We start from the raw sequence: 16,111 nt of genomic DNA, 5'->3' as shown, positions 1-16,111 counted from the left end.
CTCACACCCCCGCAACATCAAGCGAAATCGCTTCGTATTTGCCTTCTTTCCCCACCCGCTCATACACCCGGATATAAGGCACAGTGCCTTGCACCCGCAGGCTTTCGCCCAAGGCCAGCATCGCTAGCTCCCACTTGCCCGTGGCATCCACCATTTGCAAACGGCGCAGGCCCAGCACGCGGCCCGCGCTGATCTTGCCTTCCTTATCCACTTGAAACGCATCGTTCACCAGCACGCGAATATTGGGGTTGGCACCTTCCGACCAGCTATTGACGCACTCATCAATCAGCGCCTTGGCCGCCTGCAGCCCTTCATCGAAGGTCAGCACGTCATGCATGGCACGCACAACCTTGTACTGGCCGTTAAACGTGGTCAGTGTCACATTGCCCTTTTTACCGCCGATGGGTGCGTTGTAGCGTTCAAAACTCAAATCACAAAACGCCTCAACATCACCCATCAAATCCAGCTTGAATTTGCGTAGTAATTCGCGCATTTCCTTCGCTTTAACCACGATTTCTTTAACTAGCTTGTCCCGCTCAATGTCGATCTCTTTGATACTGGCCACGGGGATCAACCGGCCCTTAGCATCTTCCATAAAATCTTCAGGTTTCATGACTTCACTCCCATGCGTTGTTTCAGTTTTTCCAGCTCGCTGCGGGATTTCTGCATACGTTCCGGGGTAAAAAAATTCTGCCCACTATCCGGGCGGGGGATGTACCAGCTTTTAGGCTGATAGCTTTTGCCCTTTTCCCTCGGCGGGGGTAAGTCTGGCGGTGGGCGTTCGTCTATGCCTTCCACACTTGCCGCGATCGCCACCAGCTCCGCTTGGTAATCATTCCAAACTTGCCGACGAGCAAATAAGCGATCCATTCCACCTACAACCAGCAGCTCTACCTTGTCCGCAAGTTCGGCACGGGTGGCCTCATCCAAATCGCGCATCACGCCACTTCCCGCCACAAAATATGCACGTCATACAACTGGGTGCTGTGCACACACACCCGCACGCCCTCTACATCGCGCACCTGCATCTTGCCCAACATCACATTGCGCAATGCCCGGCGAAAAACCGCGTCAATTTCTAACGTGATCGCATCATCACTTGGCACAACTTGCGAGCTAGGGATCACCCGCAGCACCGATACCCCAAATTCACGCAGGCGGCGCAATACTTCGTTCTGGCGGCTCATTACCTCAGGATTCAAGACGCTGCTCATCTCACACCTCCTCAAACCATTGAACAAGACACCCCTGCATTTCAAACTGCCACAGCTCAAATTGCCCCTCTTTGCTGCGCATGTGCTGCACAATCTCCGCGCCAAAATCAGCCTTAAACTTAGCGCACCAGCCTTTTGCGTATTGAATGAGCACAAAGGGCTTGCCCGTTTTTGTGTCACGACTGCCTTGCAACTGCACACTTAACTTCTTACGAATCAACCAGTCGATGGTGCGCATCGATATCATCACGTTTTCAGCCACCTTGACTGCCTCGGCCAGACCGGGGCGTTGTTGAATCCCGATTGCGATACTCATCTCACACCCCCTTGACAACGTCAGCAGTGACAACTGGAGCGCCCACAGACGCAGCCAGATTCATGCACGCAGTCAGCAGGTTGCCGACCGCGAGTGGATACAACAAAGAAACCGATTCATTACGCCCAGTTCGGTTGCTCGCCATAGTCAACTTGGCCCGCAGCGCCTCAATACCGCTCGCGTCGATCACCTCGGCCACCGGCTTATTCATGCGTTGAAACTTGAATTTCAAATAATCATCCAGCCTTGCCCCATCCAGTGGCAGCAGCTCCACTACCTCGCAGCGCTGTACCACTTCGCGCACCTCCGAATTGCGCTCGGATAACTTCGCTTTTAACTCTGGCTGGCCCACCAAGATGATGCTCAGCAGCTTTTTGAAACCCATTTCCAGCTCAAAAAATCGCTTTAAGTGCTTAAGCGTGGCAATCGGCAGAGAGTGCGCCTCGTCGATAATCAAACAATGGCTGTACCCCGCTTGATGGCTGTCGCACAGCGCCGTGTGCAGCTGCTTAAACCGCGCCTCTGGATTAACTCGGTTTCTTTGCAGCGGGGCCACCGCGCTTTTAATCGCCTCAACGATGTCGCTGGCCTTGAGCGTTTTACCGCTTCGATCGTTGCCTTCCATGGCCAAAACGTAGGGGCGGATAATCATGATCGGCAGGTTTTCGCGCAGAATGCGATCCTGCAAATCGCGCATCAGCGTAGTCTTGCCCGCGCCAGATTCCGCCACTACCGCCATCATTCCGCCGTGCTTAGCGGTCTGAAACATCGCCTCGCGCACATAGCGCACATCGGGGCTGATATACATATCTTCGTGCGACTGCACCGCCTCATCCGCAAACGGATCTCGAAACAGCCCAAAATGCTTGCGAGTGGCTTGATGCAAGGTTTGTTTTCTAAGCAACATGACGTCATCCTCGTTGAGTGCAGTTTTTGAATGGTGAATCCGCGCGTTTTGAATCTGATCGTTATTAACCCGAATCCCTGCAAACGCTTCAGGGGTCGGCTCTACATCAAATACATACTGGGTCTGCGCCACAGCAGCGCCGTGCTCCGCTAAAAACGCCAAAATGGTTGCTTTTAATTCATCCATTTTTTTGAGCTTGGGCCAATCGTTGTGGTTAATGATTTGCGCTATGCCCGCATCTGAAACACCAATGGCGGTGGCTAAATCACTTTGCTTTATTAGTAAAGAGTGCAATACGCCTTTTAATCTCAACATTTCAAGCTCCTGATCAGGCTGCTTTAACGATGCGCAGCGGTGTTTTTTTATCTGCCGCAGGGCTAATCAGCTCAGCAAAAATCACATCAATTTGCTCCGGTGGAACGCCACCGGGAAAGCGCTGCTGCAGCCATGCAAAACGATCAACAGACCACTCACCACCGGCGTTTTCAACACGCGGCTTAAGTAATTTTGCAGCTTCAATATGCGATAGCGGAGGGAAAGAAACCTCTGGTGCAGTCAGATCGTGCTCGGTGCCACGTCGAGGCAAATAGGTCGGCAGCTTGGCATCATCGATATGCTTATAAGGATCAAGCTGGCCACCAAAGGGCAATACCTTGGCTTTGCGGGCGGCTTCCGCATCAGTTAAAGAACCTGTTCCAGTCACCAGTTGCTCAATGCTTTTAACGGCGCGTTGTGCCGGTGTTTCAGCGTGGGATTTAAACTCACCAAAAGTCGCGGCTGATTCAGCAAAGCCGTATTCGTTTTTCAGCACCTCAGGCACGATGTGGAACACCTCAATGCCGTCTTCATTCACCAACACCACCTGCGCCGCATCACTGCGCCACGGGTTGCGGGTAATCATCAGCTTTTCGCCCACCATCACATCTGGCACGCTGGACACATCAAACTCACGGCCTTGGAATGAAACCCGTAATTTAGGCGACACCTTGCGGCTTTCTGGCTCGGCCACCGCCAGCTCACGGCACACCTCAACCGAAGGCGCTTTAATCAGTTGGCTGGCTAAAATCGTCATCCACAGCTGATTGCGAGTCTTACCGTGGCGGCTATGTACGGCGGTGGCGTTAAAATGAGCGCGCCATTTCTTAGCCAGTGCATTTAACTCGTCCAAATTAGCCACCGGCTGAAACTTCAAACCTGGCTCAAGCTTGCGTTCGATAATATTGCGGGCGTTTTCAACTTGGCCGGTGGCGCGGGCACTGCCTGCCTTATGCACCACCATCTGGATGCCCAAGGCGCGGCATAGGTTTTTAGTCATGGATGCCGTATTGGCCGAGCCGGGGTCTAGGTTCAGGATCTTCGGCACCCCGTGCAGCAGATCAGCTCCGCCACGCTCCTGCATGGCATTAATCAGCACCGAGCACAGGTTTTCACCCGACTCCGCCCCCATCACATATTCCGCATAAATCCAGCCGCTGCAGTGCTCGGTGATCTCATAACTCCACACCCGGTCCGCCGCAATCCGCGCCACGTTTTTAGGTTTGTTTTTATAAAACTCTGCGTGATCCATCACCCGCAACCCGTTTGCGTTCAGGTCAATAGACGGCTTTAGGTAATACAACACGCACAAACTGGCATCAATTTGCCAAACATGGTTAGGGTGCAGGCTGGCCAGCTCCATCACCGGCGCAGGGGCCAGCAATTGATCGGGGTGCAAGCCATAAGTACGCAGCGCCCGTGAAATAGCCGTGATTGAAAGCATCCTGACTTCTCCCGATGCTTTATCAATAAACTCCGCCCGGATCATGGCATTAGCCCGCAGTGTTTCCACCGCATCCACCACCGAATACAAACGCTTGCCATTTTTACGTGTGGACTCCATCAACAGCGCCGAGATCAGCATGGCCTCATCCCGGCTCAGCTGGCTTTGCCCCGCATCGGTGCGCCGTTTACGTGTTTGAGTCACCGCCACTTCCTTCAACTTTTTGGCCAGCGTGGCGGGAGAAATGCATAAATCGCGGCAGGCCGTTTGATAAATCGCCCCTTTGCCGCCATGCCCGGCAAGGCGGGCGGCTTGTGCCACTGCAACGATGCGTTCGGTTAGGACGGCGCTCATGGCTTAGGCCTCTTCCTGCGCGGCAGGCAGCGGGGCTTCTTCTCTCAGCCAGGCAGGCATAGCCTCGCCATCGGGCGCTTCTTTAATACTGAATTCGCCACGTAGCTGATTAAGTGCAAATTGCAATTGTCCCAATAGCCCAGCCATAAAATCGTCATGCATAAATCCATGCTGTTCGGTGTGTTCAGCTAATGCAGTAAACGGTTTTTTTAATGAGCGCAGTGCTATTTCGGCTGCAGAGACCTGCTGGCTAACCTCAACCCTGAGGCCGTCTCCCAGATCAATCGGGTCCATTTCAGTAATCAGTTTTTCGCGCTTTGCTAAATCAAGTTTGAGCTGATCGCGTTCGGTGTTTGTATTGGCTTGTAGCTGGCTAAGTGCTTGATAGTTTTCACTACCTTCGCGCAGCGCATGCCTCAATTCACGGTTGGTCATGCGGTCAATTTCATCAAGTTTTAGCCCAGCAACCGTGCCGCCCTCAGCCAGTGCGGCCAATTCATCGTCATCTTCGGTCATTAACTCAAAAAGTTTTGATTTGCCCAAAAGCGCCAACGTCGGCGCTTTTGCCAAAAGCTTGGGTGACATATATTTAATAGACGCCTGCATCATGCGTTGTGCGGTGCGCTCAGGAAGGCCCAACTGCTCACGAACAATGGATTCAAACTCGCCATGAGGTTCGTTCTCTTTCAACACAATCAAACGCTTGCCCGCCTCCAGCATCGCTTCGGCACTTTGGGCCATATAAAACCGAGCCTCATTCACAACGCGAATGCGGTCATAAATCTGCCCATCACCAAACTGAGCGCTAATCTCCTGCGTTAGCGTGCTCATTTGCTGCTGGTTCAGCCCGTGCTCAACCGGCAATTCGGGTAAATCAATTACTTCGCTTGATGTTTGTTTTACGCGTCCCATCATCGATCTCCTTATGCACCAGCCGCGATGCGGCAGTTAATTTCAATAATTCGGCTTTGTAATTTGGCTACATGCTCTGCATGGGCTTGCGCGATTTGCAGCATGGCCACGCTGTGGGCAAATCGCCCGTTGTCTAATTTCACCACTAAGCCCGCATCAATCAGATCCGCCATATCGCGGGTGATGGTGACCGCGCTGCAACCTAAAGCATCCGCAAGGTCTTTATTAGATAAGCCGGTAATCGTGTGGCCGCGAAGTGCTTTAAGCACTTGCAATACCCGGCTGCCTTTGCCGCTGACTTGGGTTTTACTCATTCATCACCTCCCAGTGCCAGCTCTGGCTGGCTGTGTTTTTCGATATTGACCTTGTGCCAAGCTAGTCCTGCCATACCTGCATGGATCGCGGCGACAGCGGTGGTGGCATCGGTTTGCCCATCAGCAAATTTCAAAATCTGGCTAACTGCATCGGTGAGCAGGCTCTGTAATTTATTCACATCCTGCGCATTGGCATTTCGCCCCACCGGCACATTGATCACCAAACGTCCTGATTTCAGTGCCAGCCATTCAGATAAAAAAGAAGCACCGCAAGCGTATTCAAAAGCAGGAATTAAAATGGCAGGCATACGGCCATTGGCTTGCCACTTATATAAATCGTGATGGGTCGCCGCCATTAAGTCGGCCACGCCTTCAACGGACTTATTATTTTTATCCCTCGCCTTGCCCAAACAGCCACGAATTGAAGAAGCTGCATCAATCGGAATAAAGCTGTTCCAATTTCTATCCATTTTTAGAAACCCCTGTTTTTGCTGTCTTCTAAACAAATAAAAACTTTCGCTCTATGAAAACTTATTTCCATGGCCGAAACTAAAAAGGCATAATCACTCACAAGGAATACGGCAATGTCTGATGCAAACCGCTTGTTAAAAGTCGAAGCTCAAATGAATGCTATGGCTCATGCTTGGCTGACTCTGGTGGCGGCTCTGGAAACAGAGTCGGGCTTTGATGCGGCAGGTCTGCAGCGCTCTTTACTGAAGCGCCGCTGGCCAGATCGCCCGGATCTGAACACAGAGGCGCGGGAGTCTTTGCGCTGGCTGTGCGATCAACTGGATGAGTCACGGGCCACTCGCCAAACACCAGAGCATTGATTGGGAAGCCATATTGGCAATATTGAGTAGCATCCATGATCAGCTCCTAGCGTTTGTCTGAGCGGCTTGCATTAATGGACATTGCAAAAGGCTGAGCAGCCTGTTTACGGGCAATCGCAACCCGATCCAGCTGCTGCGTTAGGCACGCGGCAGACAGGGAAGTCACTAGGGCATCGGGGGACGGTTTACCGGCGTATGAAAGTGCGAGCGTTTTCATGATGAGCCTCAGGCTAAAGGAGCTTTAATTGGAATATGAACGGATTGCGACCCTAGCCACTGTAAGAGGTCTAGATCGCGTAGGCTGGGATGCGCTGGGTCAATTACTACTTGTGGAGTTCGTAGCAGGCCCACCAGGAATTGATCGGCCAATGCCTGTGGTATTGACACCTGAAGTGGCAAAACAACTACTGCTTGCGCTCCAGACATGCCTCGGGGGAAAAGAAAACGAAGCAGAGCCAATGCAATAAAGGCGCGAAGTTGATAAAACCTCATGAGGTTTGTTTTCATAATGATCAAGCCTCCATTGGTTCAGCAGACTTCATACCCAACTTCACGGCAATATCGTGCGCCTTGCCGTAATGCGCTTTATCCGTACCGTTGAGCACGCGGTAAACTTGATTACGGGTGTAGCCGTGCTGGGCGGCCCAATCAGTGAAGGTTTTTCCTTCGCGACGGAACTTTGATTTGATTTGAGCAGGGGTCATAGCATTGGCTCCTTTGGGATTTTCCACAGGCCGCATGGCGATGCGTCTTGTGTGAATGATGTTGTGCGTTTGATGTGTTTATTATTGTGGAGTATTTCCACAATGTCAAGGATATGGTGTGGAATTGATACACAAAAGACTAAAGGAAGAATTTGACCGGCTGGGCCTCAAAGCTGCAGCTGCGGCTAAATATGCGGGAGAAGAGGATTCGCAAGGCTTGCGGGATGTTTTAGGAGGACGTAAACGACTATCTGCGGAGCTGCTGGCTGCTTTAGCGCCCACTGGAGTAGATTTGGTTTATGTACTTACGGGCACTAAAACCATTTTGAATTTGCCAGCGGATGAGCAGATGATTCTGTCTCGCTACCGCAACAGTGCACCAGAACTTAAAGATGCGGCATTGCGTGTATTGCTAGGGGGAGATACAACACAAACAACTCGCTACGAAGGTTCTCATATGGATTTCAAACAAGCCCCGACAGGCACAATTGTTGGAGGGGATTTCGTTATCGGAAATAAGAGGAAGTAAGTATATGGATGGCGTAAAACAACAGTTTGATAAGGTCGGAAATGTGGCTGGTCGTGATGTTGTTCATCATCATTATCACGATAAGGCTAACTCGAAGGAGCAAGAGGTAATCAACTATGCAGTTTCCAAGCTGATGCTAATTTGCACCAAAATACAATGTAAAGCTGAAATGGAGCAGATTAGCCAAGCCCTTTTTAGTCGCCCGTTTTTTAAACATCTACAGCTGGAGCAAATAGCAACCCTGCAAGGGATTGCAGAAGTAATGCAGCATAGATTATCAATTGAGCTGGAAAAATGGGGGCACCTCAACTCAAAGGTGATCGCCATGAATGAGGCATTAGCCCAGAATGATCAGATGATTGAGCAACTTAATCATGATTTAACAAAGCAGGCTCAATTAGCCAGCCAGCCTTGTAATAGTTGCCAACAGCATGCAAGCCTAATGCGCTACTTTGGTATTGGAGCTTTAATATCAATTCTATTTTTAGGCTTAAGTTGGTTTTGGATAAAGCTGGTATAAAGCAGATAAATTACAACCTCAATAACTGGAATAAATTATTAGGTGTCATTTTGATATCTAGCTTTCATTTATCTAGCATTAAGGTAACTAGATCAACGAGTGGTGTTTGGGTTGAAGTCAACAAGACATTACTCATGCTGGTTCAAACGCCGACAAAACGGCTTGCGACACTATACTGATTTGATTGTTAATCAACCAGCGAGCCATTGGCCCGCCTTGTGCAGTAAGGAGAGCTTTAATGAAAAAGTTTCTGAAATGGACAGGTGCTGTGATCGTTGCTTTGATTACGATTGGGCTTATTTTTGGAGATAACAAACCAAATACGGCTGAGGCTAAGATAAAAGAAGAGCAGGCTCATGCAAGCAATACTCCCAATCCACAGCCTGTGGCCGCGCCTGCTTTAGCCGTAACAGCTAAAACACTAGGCAAAGCTTATGAAGATAATGAGGCGGCAGCGGATCAGCAATATAAAGATAAAGTACTTGAAGTAAGTGGCTCAATAAAATCCATCACCAAAGGCCCGTTCGATGAAGTCGTTGTGGAGTTAAAAAGCGGCAATGATTTTTTAGGCGTTCAAGCCAAATTAAACAAAACTGATGAAGCCAAAGCTGGTCAACTTAAAAAAGGGCAAGCCATTAAACTACACTGCACTGGCGCAGGTGAAGTTACATCAATCCCCATGCTGGATGAATGCACCATCTTGTAATACGACAGTGAGTTTCATACCTTAAACCCCATTAAAAGACCTCCTTCCACATGCCGCTGAAAATAGCGGCATGTTTCGTTTGGAGGTCATCATGACCCGTGAAATTCAATTCATCGTTATTCATTGTGCAGCCAGCCAGAACGGTAAACGTTTAGGCGACGGCCAGCGTAAAACCGCCGTTAAAGTGATAGATGTCTGGCATAGCCAGCGTGGTTTTAAACGCTCACCAGCAGCCCGTGATGCATTCAACCCGGATCTGTTCGCCATCGGTTATCACTGGGTTATTGACTGTGACGGCTCGCTAGGCACTGGCAGGCATATTAATGAAGTTGGCGCACATGTTACGGGGCGTAACTCCAACTCACTGGGTGTGTGCCTAGTGGGCACGGATGCATTTACTGCCCGGCAGTGGGAGGCGTTGCACAGCCTCATTAAATCGCTAAAACAAAAATACCCCTCAGCCAGCGTTGTAGGCCACCGAGATCTGTCTCCCGATTTAAACGGAGACGGCAAAATCACCCCTAACGAATTCACCAAACTCTGCCCCGGCTTTATTGTGGATGAGTGGCTGATTCGTGAGATGCAGCCACTGCAGTCGCACTTGGTTGGGGGCTGATATGTTCCGAATCATTCTCTCTCTGTTATCTCCGCCGCTACCCCAACTAAACCTTTTGCCTATCTGGCTTAAGCCAGAGCCAGAATCAGCTGCGCCACGCCGCCATTCTGGTGTTCGTGCGCAAAAACGCGCTGCAGCAAAGCGCCGCCGTCGGGGGGGGAAATGAAACTCTCCGATTTGATTACAGAGCCAAATACTGGGCGACTGTCTCATTCCAAAATATGGGCAAATATTGCCTGTGCGTCCGCCACCGTGGTGTTTGTTCGCCAGGGCTGGGCGGGCACGCTTAGCGCGGATATCTGGTTTGCGTATCTCGGCATTGTTGGTGGCTACGCAGTAGCACAGCGTTGGCTGGCAAGCCGCAAAGGAGGCTCCGATGCTGCCTGATTCAATCTTCAGCAAGTTTGCATTTATGGGGTACCTGTTTGCCACCGGCATTGCACTAGGTGGATATGGCGGATTTCAGTGGGCCACATCAATGGCGGATGCTGAATTAGCAGATCAGCGTGAGGCAGCATTACTTGGCCGCTTAGAGCTTGCTCACTACAACGCCGAGTTGCAATCGCGCATACAGGCTCACGGTGAAAAACTCGCCTCCGAGCTAGATCAAACCCGCGCACAGCTGAACGAAGCCCGTGTGCAGTTATCAAGGAGTGTGAGTCGTGTTACCACTATCTATAAAGCCTCGCCCAATGCAGCTCCTCAGCCGCTGCCTGCTGCTGTGTTCACTACTGGTTTTGTCCGCGTGTGGAACAGCGCCCTTGCAATGCCCGCCACCAGTGATCAACAAACCACCACAAACATTGCTGACGCGGCCAGTGCCTGCGATTCAGCTGATTGCCTCCTCGCCAGCAGCATTACCCAAGCCGACATTCTGACCAACCATATCGATAACGCATTGCGCTGCCAGAGCATTGAGGCCCAGCTCAATCAACTCATTAACTGGCATGAAGGCCAGTGAGATGAATGCCCATGTGCTGCAGTTTTACAGATGGCAGCACTTTATGGCTCATCGCCAGCACCGCTTTTTAGCGATGTTGTACTGGGCCACACAGCACAACGCCGAAATGGAGAATACAAATGATGCTCAACATTGATTTTTGGCAGGCATTGGTCATGGCGGGGGCTGTGTTTACGTTTTTTACCGGCCTGCTGATCATGCTGCTGAAGGCGCTATTCAAACAATTTGAAGAGCGGCAGAGCACGCGGTTTGCACAAATAGAGACCGCGTTAATTAAACGTGATGACGATTTCACCAGATTAGAGCGGGAGTGGCTGAAACATCTCGCAGAGCTGCCCATTCAATATGTGCGGCGTGAAGATTACATCCGTGGGCAGAGCGTGCTGGAAGCCAAGCTGGATGCGCTGTATTCCAAAGTCGAGCTGGGCCAATTAAGAGGAACACAGTCATGACTGATCTCGTCAAAATTCGCCGCGAATCCATGCGCTGGAATCTAATCAACACCCTAGATAAAGCCCGCCCTCACACAAGTAACGAGCAGTTTTTGCTGGAAGTGATGCGGGCTATTTACCCCGATGCCACCGCACTAGAAGTCCGCCGTGAGCTGGATTACCTGAGCGACCGTCAGCTTGTAGAGCTGCGTAAAGAGCCATCAGGTACTTGGTTTGCTGACCTAACTCGCTGTGGTGTCGATATCGCCGAGTACACCATTGATTGCAAACCCGGCATTGCACGGCCCCTTAAGTATTGGAGTTCTTGATTATGGCCCGCCGCAGCAGTATCGACGGCCTGCCGGAAGACGCACGTCGGTGGTTAGAGCGTGCGCTCACCGATAGTAATTTCAGCGGCTATCAGGCGCTGGAAGAGATGCTGCGGGAGCAAGGCTATGTGATCAGCAAGTCGGCCATCCACCGTTATGGCCAGAAGATTGAGCGGCGTTTTGCGGCAATTAAAGCCAGTACCGAGGCCGCAAGAATGCTGACCGAGGGTGCGTCAGATGATAAAGATGCCCGCTCTGAAGCCTTGGTAGCGCTGGTGCAAACCGAGTTATTTGAGTCGATCATGAATCTGCAAGAGGCTACGGCAGAAAAGGTAGACCCGGCGGCCCGCATTGCCATGCTGTCTGACGCCGCTAAAAACATCGCCACGCTGGCACGGGCCTCGGTGAATCAGAAAAAATTCCGGCTGGAGCTGCAATCACGGGTGGATGCAGCAGCTTCAGCAGTAGAGAAAGTAGTGAAGAAAGGCGGCCTGTCTGACGATGCTGCAGATGCCATCCGCCGCCAGATTTTAGGGATTGCATCGTGATTACCGAATCCCGCACAGCCCGTTCGCCTGCAGTATTGCTGCCATACCAGCAACGCTGGGTTGCAGACATCTCGCCCGTAAAAGTCATCGAAAAATCACGCCGGATTGGTCTGTCGTGGGCCGAGGCTGCCGATTCAGCGCTGCTTTCGGCTAGTCAAAGCGGTATGGATACTTGGTATATTGGTTACAACAAAGACATGGCGCAGGAGTTTATCCGCGATTGCGCCGACTGGGCCAAGCACTACAGCCTAGCCGCTGGGGAGATTGAAGAGACCGAAGAGGTCTTTATTAATGGCGACGATGAAAAAGCAATCTTAGCTTTCGTCATCCGCTTTGCGTCTGGCCATCGCATCACCGCCTTATCTTCTCGGCCAAATAATCTACGGGGTAAAGCAGGCCGCGTGATTATTGATGAAGCTGGCTTCCACGAGCAACTCGATGAGCTGCTTAAAGCTGCAATGGCTTTGCTGATGTGGGGCGGTCAAGTGCATGTGATCTCTACTCATAATGGCGTGGACAACCTGTTTAATGCATTGATTAATGATGTTCGTTCTGGCAAGAAGCCGTATAGCATCCACCGCACTACTTTTGATGATGCGCTGGCTGAGGGGCTATATCGGCGTATTTGCTTGCGCTTAGGCAAAGATTGGACCGCCGAGGAGGAAGCTAAATGGGCGGATGGAATCCGAGCCTTTTATGGTGACGATGTAGAAGAAGAGCTAAATTGCATACCTAAAAATAGCGGCGGCGCATGGCTGTCCAGAGCGCTGATTGAATCCCGTATGAATAAAGACACGCCGTTGCTGCGCTATAAATGTGACGAAGGCTTTGAGCTATTGGCCGATTATATTCGCGAAGCGGAGTGTGGGGATTGGCTGGAAAAACACCTCGCGCCCTTGCTGGCCAAGCTGCCAGCAGATGCCATTTCTTTCAACGGCGAGGACTTTGGCCGCAGCGGCGATCTAAGTGTGCATGTGCCGCTGATCCAGATGCAAAACCTAGTTCGCCGTGTACCTTTCATCTTAGAGCTGCGCAACGTGCCTTTCCGCCAGCAGGAACAAATCTGTTTCTATCTATTAGACCGATTGCCTCGTTTTATGGGGGGTGCATTTGACGCACGCGGCAACGGCCAAGCCCTTGCTGAATACGCCATGCAACGTTACGGCATCAGCCGCATCCAGCAGGTGATGCTTACCGAGGGCTGGTACCGCGAACACATGCCACCCGTTAAAGCGGCATTAGAGGACGGCAACCTGATCGATCTGCCCAAAGATGCCGACATTCTGGATGACCTGCGAGCGATTGAAGTGGTGCGCGGCGTACCGCGTATTGCAGAAAAACGTAGCACCGGGGAAGACAAGGGCAAACGCCACGGCGATGCCGCCGTCGCCTTGGCGCTGGCCCTCTTTGCCAGCCGAGAACTAAACAAAGGCCCGGTCACGGCGAAATCACGCCGCCGCCGTGGTGGTGAAAAAATTACACGGGGATACCAATGAAAGCAAAAGGTCTTTGGGTTAGTCCCACAGAATTTGTGCAGTTTGGCGAGCAGCGCAAACCGCTCTCCGAGCAGTTGGCCACGCGCAGCCGCAGCATTGATTTTTACGGGCTGGGCATGTACTTACCCAACCCGGATTCTGTACTCAAAAAACTGGGCCAGGATATCAAGGTCTACCGCGAGCTGCGCTCAGACTCCAGCGTGGGTGCCTTTATCCGCCGTCGTAAATCAGCAGTGACAGCACTTGAGTACGGCATTAACCGCGAGTCTGCAAAAAGTGCTGCCAGCAAATTAATCACCACTGTATTTAGCAATTTAAAACTGAAGCGCATCATTAATGAAATGCTGGATGCGGTGCTGTTTGGCTATCAGCCAATGGAGATCGTCTGGGGTAAAGTGGGCAGCTATATCGTGCCAATCGATATCATCGGCAAACCTGCAGAGTGGTTTGTATTCAGCCCAGAAAACGAGCTGCGCCTACGCACTAAAGAAAACCGCATTGCAGGTGAAGCGCTGCCGGATCGCAAGTTTCTTCTACCCCGCCAAGATCCCAGCTATGACAACCCTTATGGCTTCCCTGATTTATCGATGGTGTTTTGGCCCACTACGTTCAAAAAAGGCGGCCTAAAGTTTTGGGTGACGTTTACGGAGAAATTCGGCATGCCGTGGATTGTGGGCAAACACCCACGCGGTACACCCGAATCAGAATCTGACCGGCTACTCGATAGCCTAGAGAGCATGGTGCAAGACGCAGTCGCCGTGATCCCTGATGACTCCAGTGTTGAGATCAAAGAAGCCGCAGGCAAGGCAGGCAGTGCCGATGTGTATGAGCGCTTATTGCACTTTTGCCGCTCCGAGGTCTCCATTGCCCTGCTTGGCCAGAACCAAACCACCGAGTCCACCAGCAATAAAGCCAGCGCCACAACAGGTCTGGAAGTCACACGTGATTTACGCGATGGCGACAAAGCAATCATTGAAGAAACATTCAATCACCTTATTGAGTGGATTTGTGATCTGAATTTTGGCGAGGGAATAGCACGGCCCACGTTTAGCATGTGGGAGCAAAAAGAGGTCAATGATGTACAGGCCACCCGTGATGAAAAACTCAGCAGAGCCGGTGTCAAATTTACCCCTGCTTATTTCAAGCGGGCATACGATCTACAAGATGGGGATTTAGATGAAACCCCAGTCAGCGACGTGCCCGCCACAGCCCGCGCTGATTTTGCTGAAAGCGCGGACGATCCTGATTATGCGGATTTGGCCAGCAGTACTCTGGCTGAAGAAGCCCAGCCACACCTAGATGAATGGCTGACCCGAATTCGCCATCAGATCAATCAAGTGGATGATCTGTCTCAGCTTCAAACATCGCTCCTTGCTGAGTTTAGCGAGCTGGATATCGGCGATATGGCAAAAGTGATGAGTTTAGCTTTTGCATGTGCTGATGCTGCGGGACGTGTAGAGGTTAAAAATGGCGGATGACCTCAGTGCTGTGTTTGCTCAGCCCTTCGCCGAGCAGCTAGCCTATTTTTCCCAAAAGCTGGCGTTGCCGTCTGAGCATTGGGATGATCTCATCGCCGCTGGCCACGACCGTGGTTTTATCGTGGCGGGAGCGATGAAGGAGAATCTGGTGGCAGATCTGAAAGCCGCCATCCAGACCGCCATTGATGAGGGCAAAACCATTCAATGGTTTCGTGACGAGTTTGAAAACATTGTGCAAAAACGTGGCTGGACCGGCTGGCTGGGTGAAGACAGCACAGGTGGTACCGCATGGCGCACCCGGATCATTTACACCACCAATCTACGCACCAGCTACTCAGCTGGCCGTTATGCCCAGATGACAGACCCAGAAGTGTTGGCCAGCCGCCCGTATTGGCGCTATGTGCATCGCTCCCGCGAGCATCCACGTCTTAGTCACAAGGCTTGGCACAACACTGTGCTACCAGCACAAGACCCTTGGTTTAATACTCACTTCACACCGAATGGCTTTGGCTGCAAGTGCCTCATCGAGGCGATCAACGAGCGGGAGATGAAGCGCATGGGCAAGGCCCAGCCTGATACCGCGCCGGATGATGGCACTTACCAGCATGTAGTAAAGCGCACCGGCGAAGTAGTCACGCTGCCCGTTGGTATTCAATACGGCTGGGATTACGCACCGGGGCAAAGCGTGGCTGAAGACATCAGAAGGATGGCACGATGATTCAAATCACCCTGACCGAAGCAGCAGTGCGCCGCGCTCTGGCCAATGTGCAAAGCGCCGCCATCAATATGCGGCCGGTGTTTAAAGACATCGGTGAGCACCTGACCAATACCACCATCCGCCGTTTTGACGAGGGCCGTGGCCCCGATGGCGAAAAGTGGGCGCTCAATAGCATTTTGTCGACGCTGAACTACAAAGAGGGCGATCGCCCTCTGATTGGCGAAACTCATTCGCTATCGAATGAGATTCACTATGAAGCCGACAGCGCAGGGGTCATGGTCGGTAGTAGTAAAGTACAGGCTGCCATGATGCAGTTCGGCGGTAAAAAATCTGAATTCCCTCACTTGTGGGGTGATATCCCCGCCCGGCCATTTTTGGGTGTATCGAGTGAAGACGAGCGAGAAATCCTTGATCTGAGCCTGGATCACCTTACCCGCGCCGCTCTCCGATAGTTCGGCCGTTTGCGCCC

General features: G+C 51.6%; 25 protein-coding genes. 14 read left to right on the top strand and 11 right to left on the bottom strand.

All coding sequences use genetic code 11. The annotated features are described in order from the left end of the window. Window position 1 precedes the first annotated feature (1 nt). From ACFQNF_RS05745 to ACFQNF_RS05705, 9 genes are read right to left on the bottom strand one after another with little or no spacing between them, the layout of a single operon-like run. A complete protein-coding gene (locus tag ACFQNF_RS05745; protein ID WP_380186828.1) occupies window positions 2-613 on the bottom strand; it encodes a DUF3164 family protein in 612 nt (203 codons plus the stop codon). Then, window positions 610-939, bottom strand: a complete 330-nt coding sequence (locus ACFQNF_RS05740) for a hypothetical protein (protein WP_380186826.1) — start codon at window positions 937-939, stop codon at window positions 610-612. Before ACFQNF_RS05740 ends, ACFQNF_RS05745 begins: the two co-directional genes overlap by 4 nt. Further along, complete coding sequence (locus ACFQNF_RS05735) at window positions 939-1,214, bottom strand: hypothetical protein (protein WP_380186824.1); 276 nt, start codon at window positions 1,212-1,214, stop codon at window positions 939-941. Before ACFQNF_RS05735 ends, ACFQNF_RS05740 begins: the two co-directional genes overlap by 1 nt. 1 nt (window position 1,215) lies before the next feature. Further along, window positions 1,216-1,530 (bottom strand): hypothetical protein, encoded by a 315-nt coding sequence (locus tag ACFQNF_RS05730; protein ID WP_380186822.1) that lies wholly within the window; start codon window positions 1,528-1,530, stop codon window positions 1,216-1,218. Window position 1,531: 1 nt separating this feature from the next. Then, on the bottom strand, window positions 1,532-2,752 hold the full coding sequence (locus tag ACFQNF_RS05725) for an ExeA family protein (protein WP_380186821.1): 1,221 nt from the start codon (window positions 2,750-2,752) through the stop codon (window positions 1,532-1,534). Window positions 2,753-2,765: 13 nt separating this feature from the next. Continuing rightward, window positions 2,766-4,550 (bottom strand): transposase, encoded by a 1,785-nt coding sequence (locus ACFQNF_RS05720; protein ID WP_380186819.1) that lies wholly within the window; start codon window positions 4,548-4,550, stop codon window positions 2,766-2,768. A gap of 3 nt (window positions 4,551-4,553) precedes the next feature. Continuing rightward, window positions 4,554-5,465, bottom strand: a complete 912-nt coding sequence (locus ACFQNF_RS05715) for a hypothetical protein (protein ID WP_380186817.1) — start codon at window positions 5,463-5,465, stop codon at window positions 4,554-4,556. Window positions 5,466-5,473: 8 nt separating this feature from the next. Then, the gene (locus ACFQNF_RS05710; RefSeq protein WP_380186815.1) at window positions 5,474-5,776 is read right to left on the bottom strand and encodes an HTH domain-containing protein; all 303 of its coding nucleotides are present in this window, start codon (window positions 5,774-5,776) and stop codon (window positions 5,474-5,476) included. Further along, complete coding sequence (locus tag ACFQNF_RS05705; RefSeq protein WP_380186813.1) at window positions 5,773-6,246, bottom strand: hypothetical protein; 474 nt, start codon at window positions 6,244-6,246, stop codon at window positions 5,773-5,775. Before ACFQNF_RS05705 ends, ACFQNF_RS05710 begins: the two co-directional genes overlap by 4 nt. Window positions 6,247-6,360: 114 nt before the next feature. On the opposite strand from ACFQNF_RS05705, the gene ACFQNF_RS05700 reads away from it, so the two are divergent. Next, window positions 6,361-6,606, top strand: a complete 246-nt coding sequence (locus tag ACFQNF_RS05700) for a hypothetical protein (protein WP_380186811.1) — start codon at window positions 6,361-6,363, stop codon at window positions 6,604-6,606. A gap of 46 nt (window positions 6,607-6,652) precedes the next feature. Here ACFQNF_RS05700 and ACFQNF_RS05695 read toward each other — a convergent pair whose 3' ends face one another. Together ACFQNF_RS05695 and ACFQNF_RS05690 are read right to left on the bottom strand one after the other, a co-directional pair. Further along, complete coding sequence (locus ACFQNF_RS05695; RefSeq protein ID WP_380186810.1) at window positions 6,653-6,823, bottom strand: hypothetical protein; 171 nt, start codon at window positions 6,821-6,823, stop codon at window positions 6,653-6,655. A gap of 295 nt (window positions 6,824-7,118) precedes the next feature. Next, window positions 7,119-7,310, bottom strand: coding sequence for a DNA-binding protein (locus ACFQNF_RS05690; RefSeq protein WP_380186808.1), 192 nt, complete (start codon window positions 7,308-7,310; stop codon window positions 7,119-7,121). 118 nt (window positions 7,311-7,428) lie between these two features. Between ACFQNF_RS05690 and ACFQNF_RS05685 the strand changes: the two genes are divergently transcribed. The 13 genes from ACFQNF_RS05685 (at window position 7,429) to ACFQNF_RS05625 (ending at window position 16,094) form a co-directional block, all read left to right on the top strand. Beyond that, a complete protein-coding gene (locus ACFQNF_RS05685; protein ID WP_380186807.1) occupies window positions 7,429-7,839 on the top strand; it encodes a hypothetical protein in 411 nt (136 codons plus the stop codon). Between the two features lie 4 nt (window positions 7,840-7,843). After that, on the top strand, window positions 7,844-8,359 hold the full coding sequence (locus tag ACFQNF_RS05680; RefSeq protein WP_380186805.1) for a hypothetical protein: 516 nt from the start codon (window positions 7,844-7,846) through the stop codon (window positions 8,357-8,359). Window positions 8,360-8,597: 238 nt separating this feature from the next. After that, window positions 8,598-9,065: an OB-fold protein gene (locus ACFQNF_RS05675; protein WP_380186804.1), complete on the top strand. Its 468-nt coding sequence runs from the start codon at window positions 8,598-8,600 to the stop codon at window positions 9,063-9,065. A 91-nt stretch (window positions 9,066-9,156) separates the two neighbouring features. Continuing rightward, window positions 9,157-9,681 (top strand): N-acetylmuramoyl-L-alanine amidase, encoded by a 525-nt coding sequence (locus tag ACFQNF_RS05670; protein ID WP_380186802.1) that lies wholly within the window; start codon window positions 9,157-9,159, stop codon window positions 9,679-9,681. Window positions 9,682-9,843: 162 nt separating this feature from the next. Further along, on the top strand, window positions 9,844-10,068 hold the full coding sequence (locus tag ACFQNF_RS05665) for a hypothetical protein (protein WP_380186800.1): 225 nt from the start codon (window positions 9,844-9,846) through the stop codon (window positions 10,066-10,068). Then, on the top strand, window positions 10,058-10,642 hold the full coding sequence (locus ACFQNF_RS05660) for a hypothetical protein (protein WP_380186798.1): 585 nt from the start codon (window positions 10,058-10,060) through the stop codon (window positions 10,640-10,642). Before ACFQNF_RS05665 ends, ACFQNF_RS05660 begins: the two co-directional genes overlap by 11 nt. Before the next feature lie 119 nt (window positions 10,643-10,761). Continuing rightward, window positions 10,762-11,094: a hypothetical protein gene (locus ACFQNF_RS05655; RefSeq protein WP_380186796.1), complete on the top strand. Its 333-nt coding sequence runs from the start codon at window positions 10,762-10,764 to the stop codon at window positions 11,092-11,094. Beyond that, a complete protein-coding gene (locus ACFQNF_RS05650; protein WP_380186795.1) occupies window positions 11,091-11,402 on the top strand; it encodes a hypothetical protein in 312 nt (103 codons plus the stop codon). Before ACFQNF_RS05655 ends, ACFQNF_RS05650 begins: the two co-directional genes overlap by 4 nt. A 2-nt stretch (window positions 11,403-11,404) precedes the next feature. Next, entirely contained in the window at window positions 11,405-11,950 is a 546-nt protein-coding gene (locus ACFQNF_RS05645; RefSeq protein WP_380186793.1) for a DUF3486 family protein, read from the top strand. Further along, a complete protein-coding gene (locus ACFQNF_RS05640; RefSeq protein WP_380186791.1) occupies window positions 11,947-13,446 on the top strand; it encodes a hypothetical protein in 1,500 nt (499 codons plus the stop codon). The genes ACFQNF_RS05645 and ACFQNF_RS05640 overlap by 4 nt, the downstream gene beginning before the upstream one ends. After that, window positions 13,443-14,924 carry a DUF935 domain-containing protein gene (locus ACFQNF_RS05635; RefSeq protein WP_380186789.1) on the top strand — a complete coding sequence of 494 codons (1,482 nt, stop codon included), beginning with the start codon at window positions 13,443-13,445 and terminating at the stop codon, window positions 14,922-14,924. The genes ACFQNF_RS05640 and ACFQNF_RS05635 overlap by 4 nt, the downstream gene beginning before the upstream one ends. Further along, complete coding sequence (locus ACFQNF_RS05630; protein WP_380186787.1) at window positions 14,914-15,642, top strand: phage head morphogenesis protein; 729 nt, start codon at window positions 14,914-14,916, stop codon at window positions 15,640-15,642. Before ACFQNF_RS05635 ends, ACFQNF_RS05630 begins: the two co-directional genes overlap by 11 nt. Continuing rightward, complete coding sequence (locus ACFQNF_RS05625; RefSeq protein WP_380186785.1) at window positions 15,639-16,094, top strand: phage virion morphogenesis protein; 456 nt, start codon at window positions 15,639-15,641, stop codon at window positions 16,092-16,094. Before ACFQNF_RS05630 ends, ACFQNF_RS05625 begins: the two co-directional genes overlap by 4 nt. Window positions 16,095-16,111: the final 17 nt, after the last annotated feature.

The sequence above is a fragment of the Iodobacter arcticus genome, assembly GCF_042664895.1.
In the GTDB taxonomy this organism is placed as follows: Bacteria; Pseudomonadota; Gammaproteobacteria; order Burkholderiales; family Chitinibacteraceae; genus Iodobacter; species Iodobacter arcticus.
Note: the sequence above shows the minus strand (reverse complement) of the source record. Positions and strands in the feature narration are given on the sequence as shown.

Excerpts from the sequence above, each read along its gene's own strand:
- ACFQNF_RS05745 (WP_380186828.1), bottom strand. The coding sequence starts at position 613 with ATGAAACCTGAAGATTTTATGGAAGATGCTAAGGGCCGGTTGATCCCC.
- ACFQNF_RS05740 (WP_380186826.1), bottom strand. The coding sequence starts at position 939 with ATGCGCGATTTGGATGAGGCCACCCGTGCCGAACTTGCGGACAAGGTA.
- ACFQNF_RS05735 (WP_380186824.1), bottom strand. The coding sequence starts at position 1,214 with ATGAGCAGCGTCTTGAATCCTGAGGTAATGAGCCGCCAGAACGAAGTA.
- ACFQNF_RS05730 (WP_380186822.1), bottom strand. The coding sequence starts at position 1,530 with ATGAGTATCGCAATCGGGATTCAACAACGCCCCGGTCTGGCCGAGGCA.
- ACFQNF_RS05725 (WP_380186821.1), bottom strand. The coding sequence starts at position 2,752 with ATGTTGAGATTAAAAGGCGTATTGCACTCTTTACTAATAAAGCAAAGT.
- ACFQNF_RS05720 (WP_380186819.1), bottom strand. The coding sequence starts at position 4,550 with ATGAGCGCCGTCCTAACCGAACGCATCGTTGCAGTGGCACAAGCCGCC.
- ACFQNF_RS05715 (WP_380186817.1), bottom strand. The coding sequence starts at position 5,465 with ATGATGGGACGCGTAAAACAAACATCAAGCGAAGTAATTGATTTACCC.
- ACFQNF_RS05710 (WP_380186815.1), bottom strand. The coding sequence starts at position 5,776 with ATGAGTAAAACCCAAGTCAGCGGCAAAGGCAGCCGGGTATTGCAAGTG.
- ACFQNF_RS05705 (WP_380186813.1), bottom strand. The coding sequence starts at position 6,246 with ATGGATAGAAATTGGAACAGCTTTATTCCGATTGATGCAGCTTCTTCA.
- ACFQNF_RS05700 (WP_380186811.1), top strand. The coding sequence starts at position 6,361 with ATGTCTGATGCAAACCGCTTGTTAAAAGTCGAAGCTCAAATGAATGCT.
- ACFQNF_RS05695 (WP_380186810.1), bottom strand. The coding sequence starts at position 6,823 with ATGAAAACGCTCGCACTTTCATACGCCGGTAAACCGTCCCCCGATGCC.
- ACFQNF_RS05690 (WP_380186808.1), bottom strand. The coding sequence starts at position 7,310 with ATGACCCCTGCTCAAATCAAATCAAAGTTCCGTCGCGAAGGAAAAACC.
- ACFQNF_RS05680 (WP_380186805.1), top strand. The coding sequence starts at position 7,844 with ATGGATGGCGTAAAACAACAGTTTGATAAGGTCGGAAATGTGGCTGGT.
- ACFQNF_RS05675 (WP_380186804.1), top strand. The coding sequence starts at position 8,598 with ATGAAAAAGTTTCTGAAATGGACAGGTGCTGTGATCGTTGCTTTGATT.
- ACFQNF_RS05670 (WP_380186802.1), top strand. The coding sequence starts at position 9,157 with ATGACCCGTGAAATTCAATTCATCGTTATTCATTGTGCAGCCAGCCAG.
- ACFQNF_RS05665 (WP_380186800.1), top strand. The coding sequence starts at position 9,844 with ATGAAACTCTCCGATTTGATTACAGAGCCAAATACTGGGCGACTGTCT.
- ACFQNF_RS05660 (WP_380186798.1), top strand. The coding sequence starts at position 10,058 with ATGCTGCCTGATTCAATCTTCAGCAAGTTTGCATTTATGGGGTACCTG.
- ACFQNF_RS05655 (WP_380186796.1), top strand. The coding sequence starts at position 10,762 with ATGATGCTCAACATTGATTTTTGGCAGGCATTGGTCATGGCGGGGGCT.
- ACFQNF_RS05650 (WP_380186795.1), top strand. The coding sequence starts at position 11,091 with ATGACTGATCTCGTCAAAATTCGCCGCGAATCCATGCGCTGGAATCTA.
- ACFQNF_RS05645 (WP_380186793.1), top strand. The coding sequence starts at position 11,405 with ATGGCCCGCCGCAGCAGTATCGACGGCCTGCCGGAAGACGCACGTCGG.
- ACFQNF_RS05635 (WP_380186789.1), top strand. The coding sequence starts at position 13,443 with ATGAAAGCAAAAGGTCTTTGGGTTAGTCCCACAGAATTTGTGCAGTTT.
- ACFQNF_RS05630 (WP_380186787.1), top strand. The coding sequence starts at position 14,914 with ATGGCGGATGACCTCAGTGCTGTGTTTGCTCAGCCCTTCGCCGAGCAG.
- ACFQNF_RS05625 (WP_380186785.1), top strand. The coding sequence starts at position 15,639 with ATGATTCAAATCACCCTGACCGAAGCAGCAGTGCGCCGCGCTCTGGCC.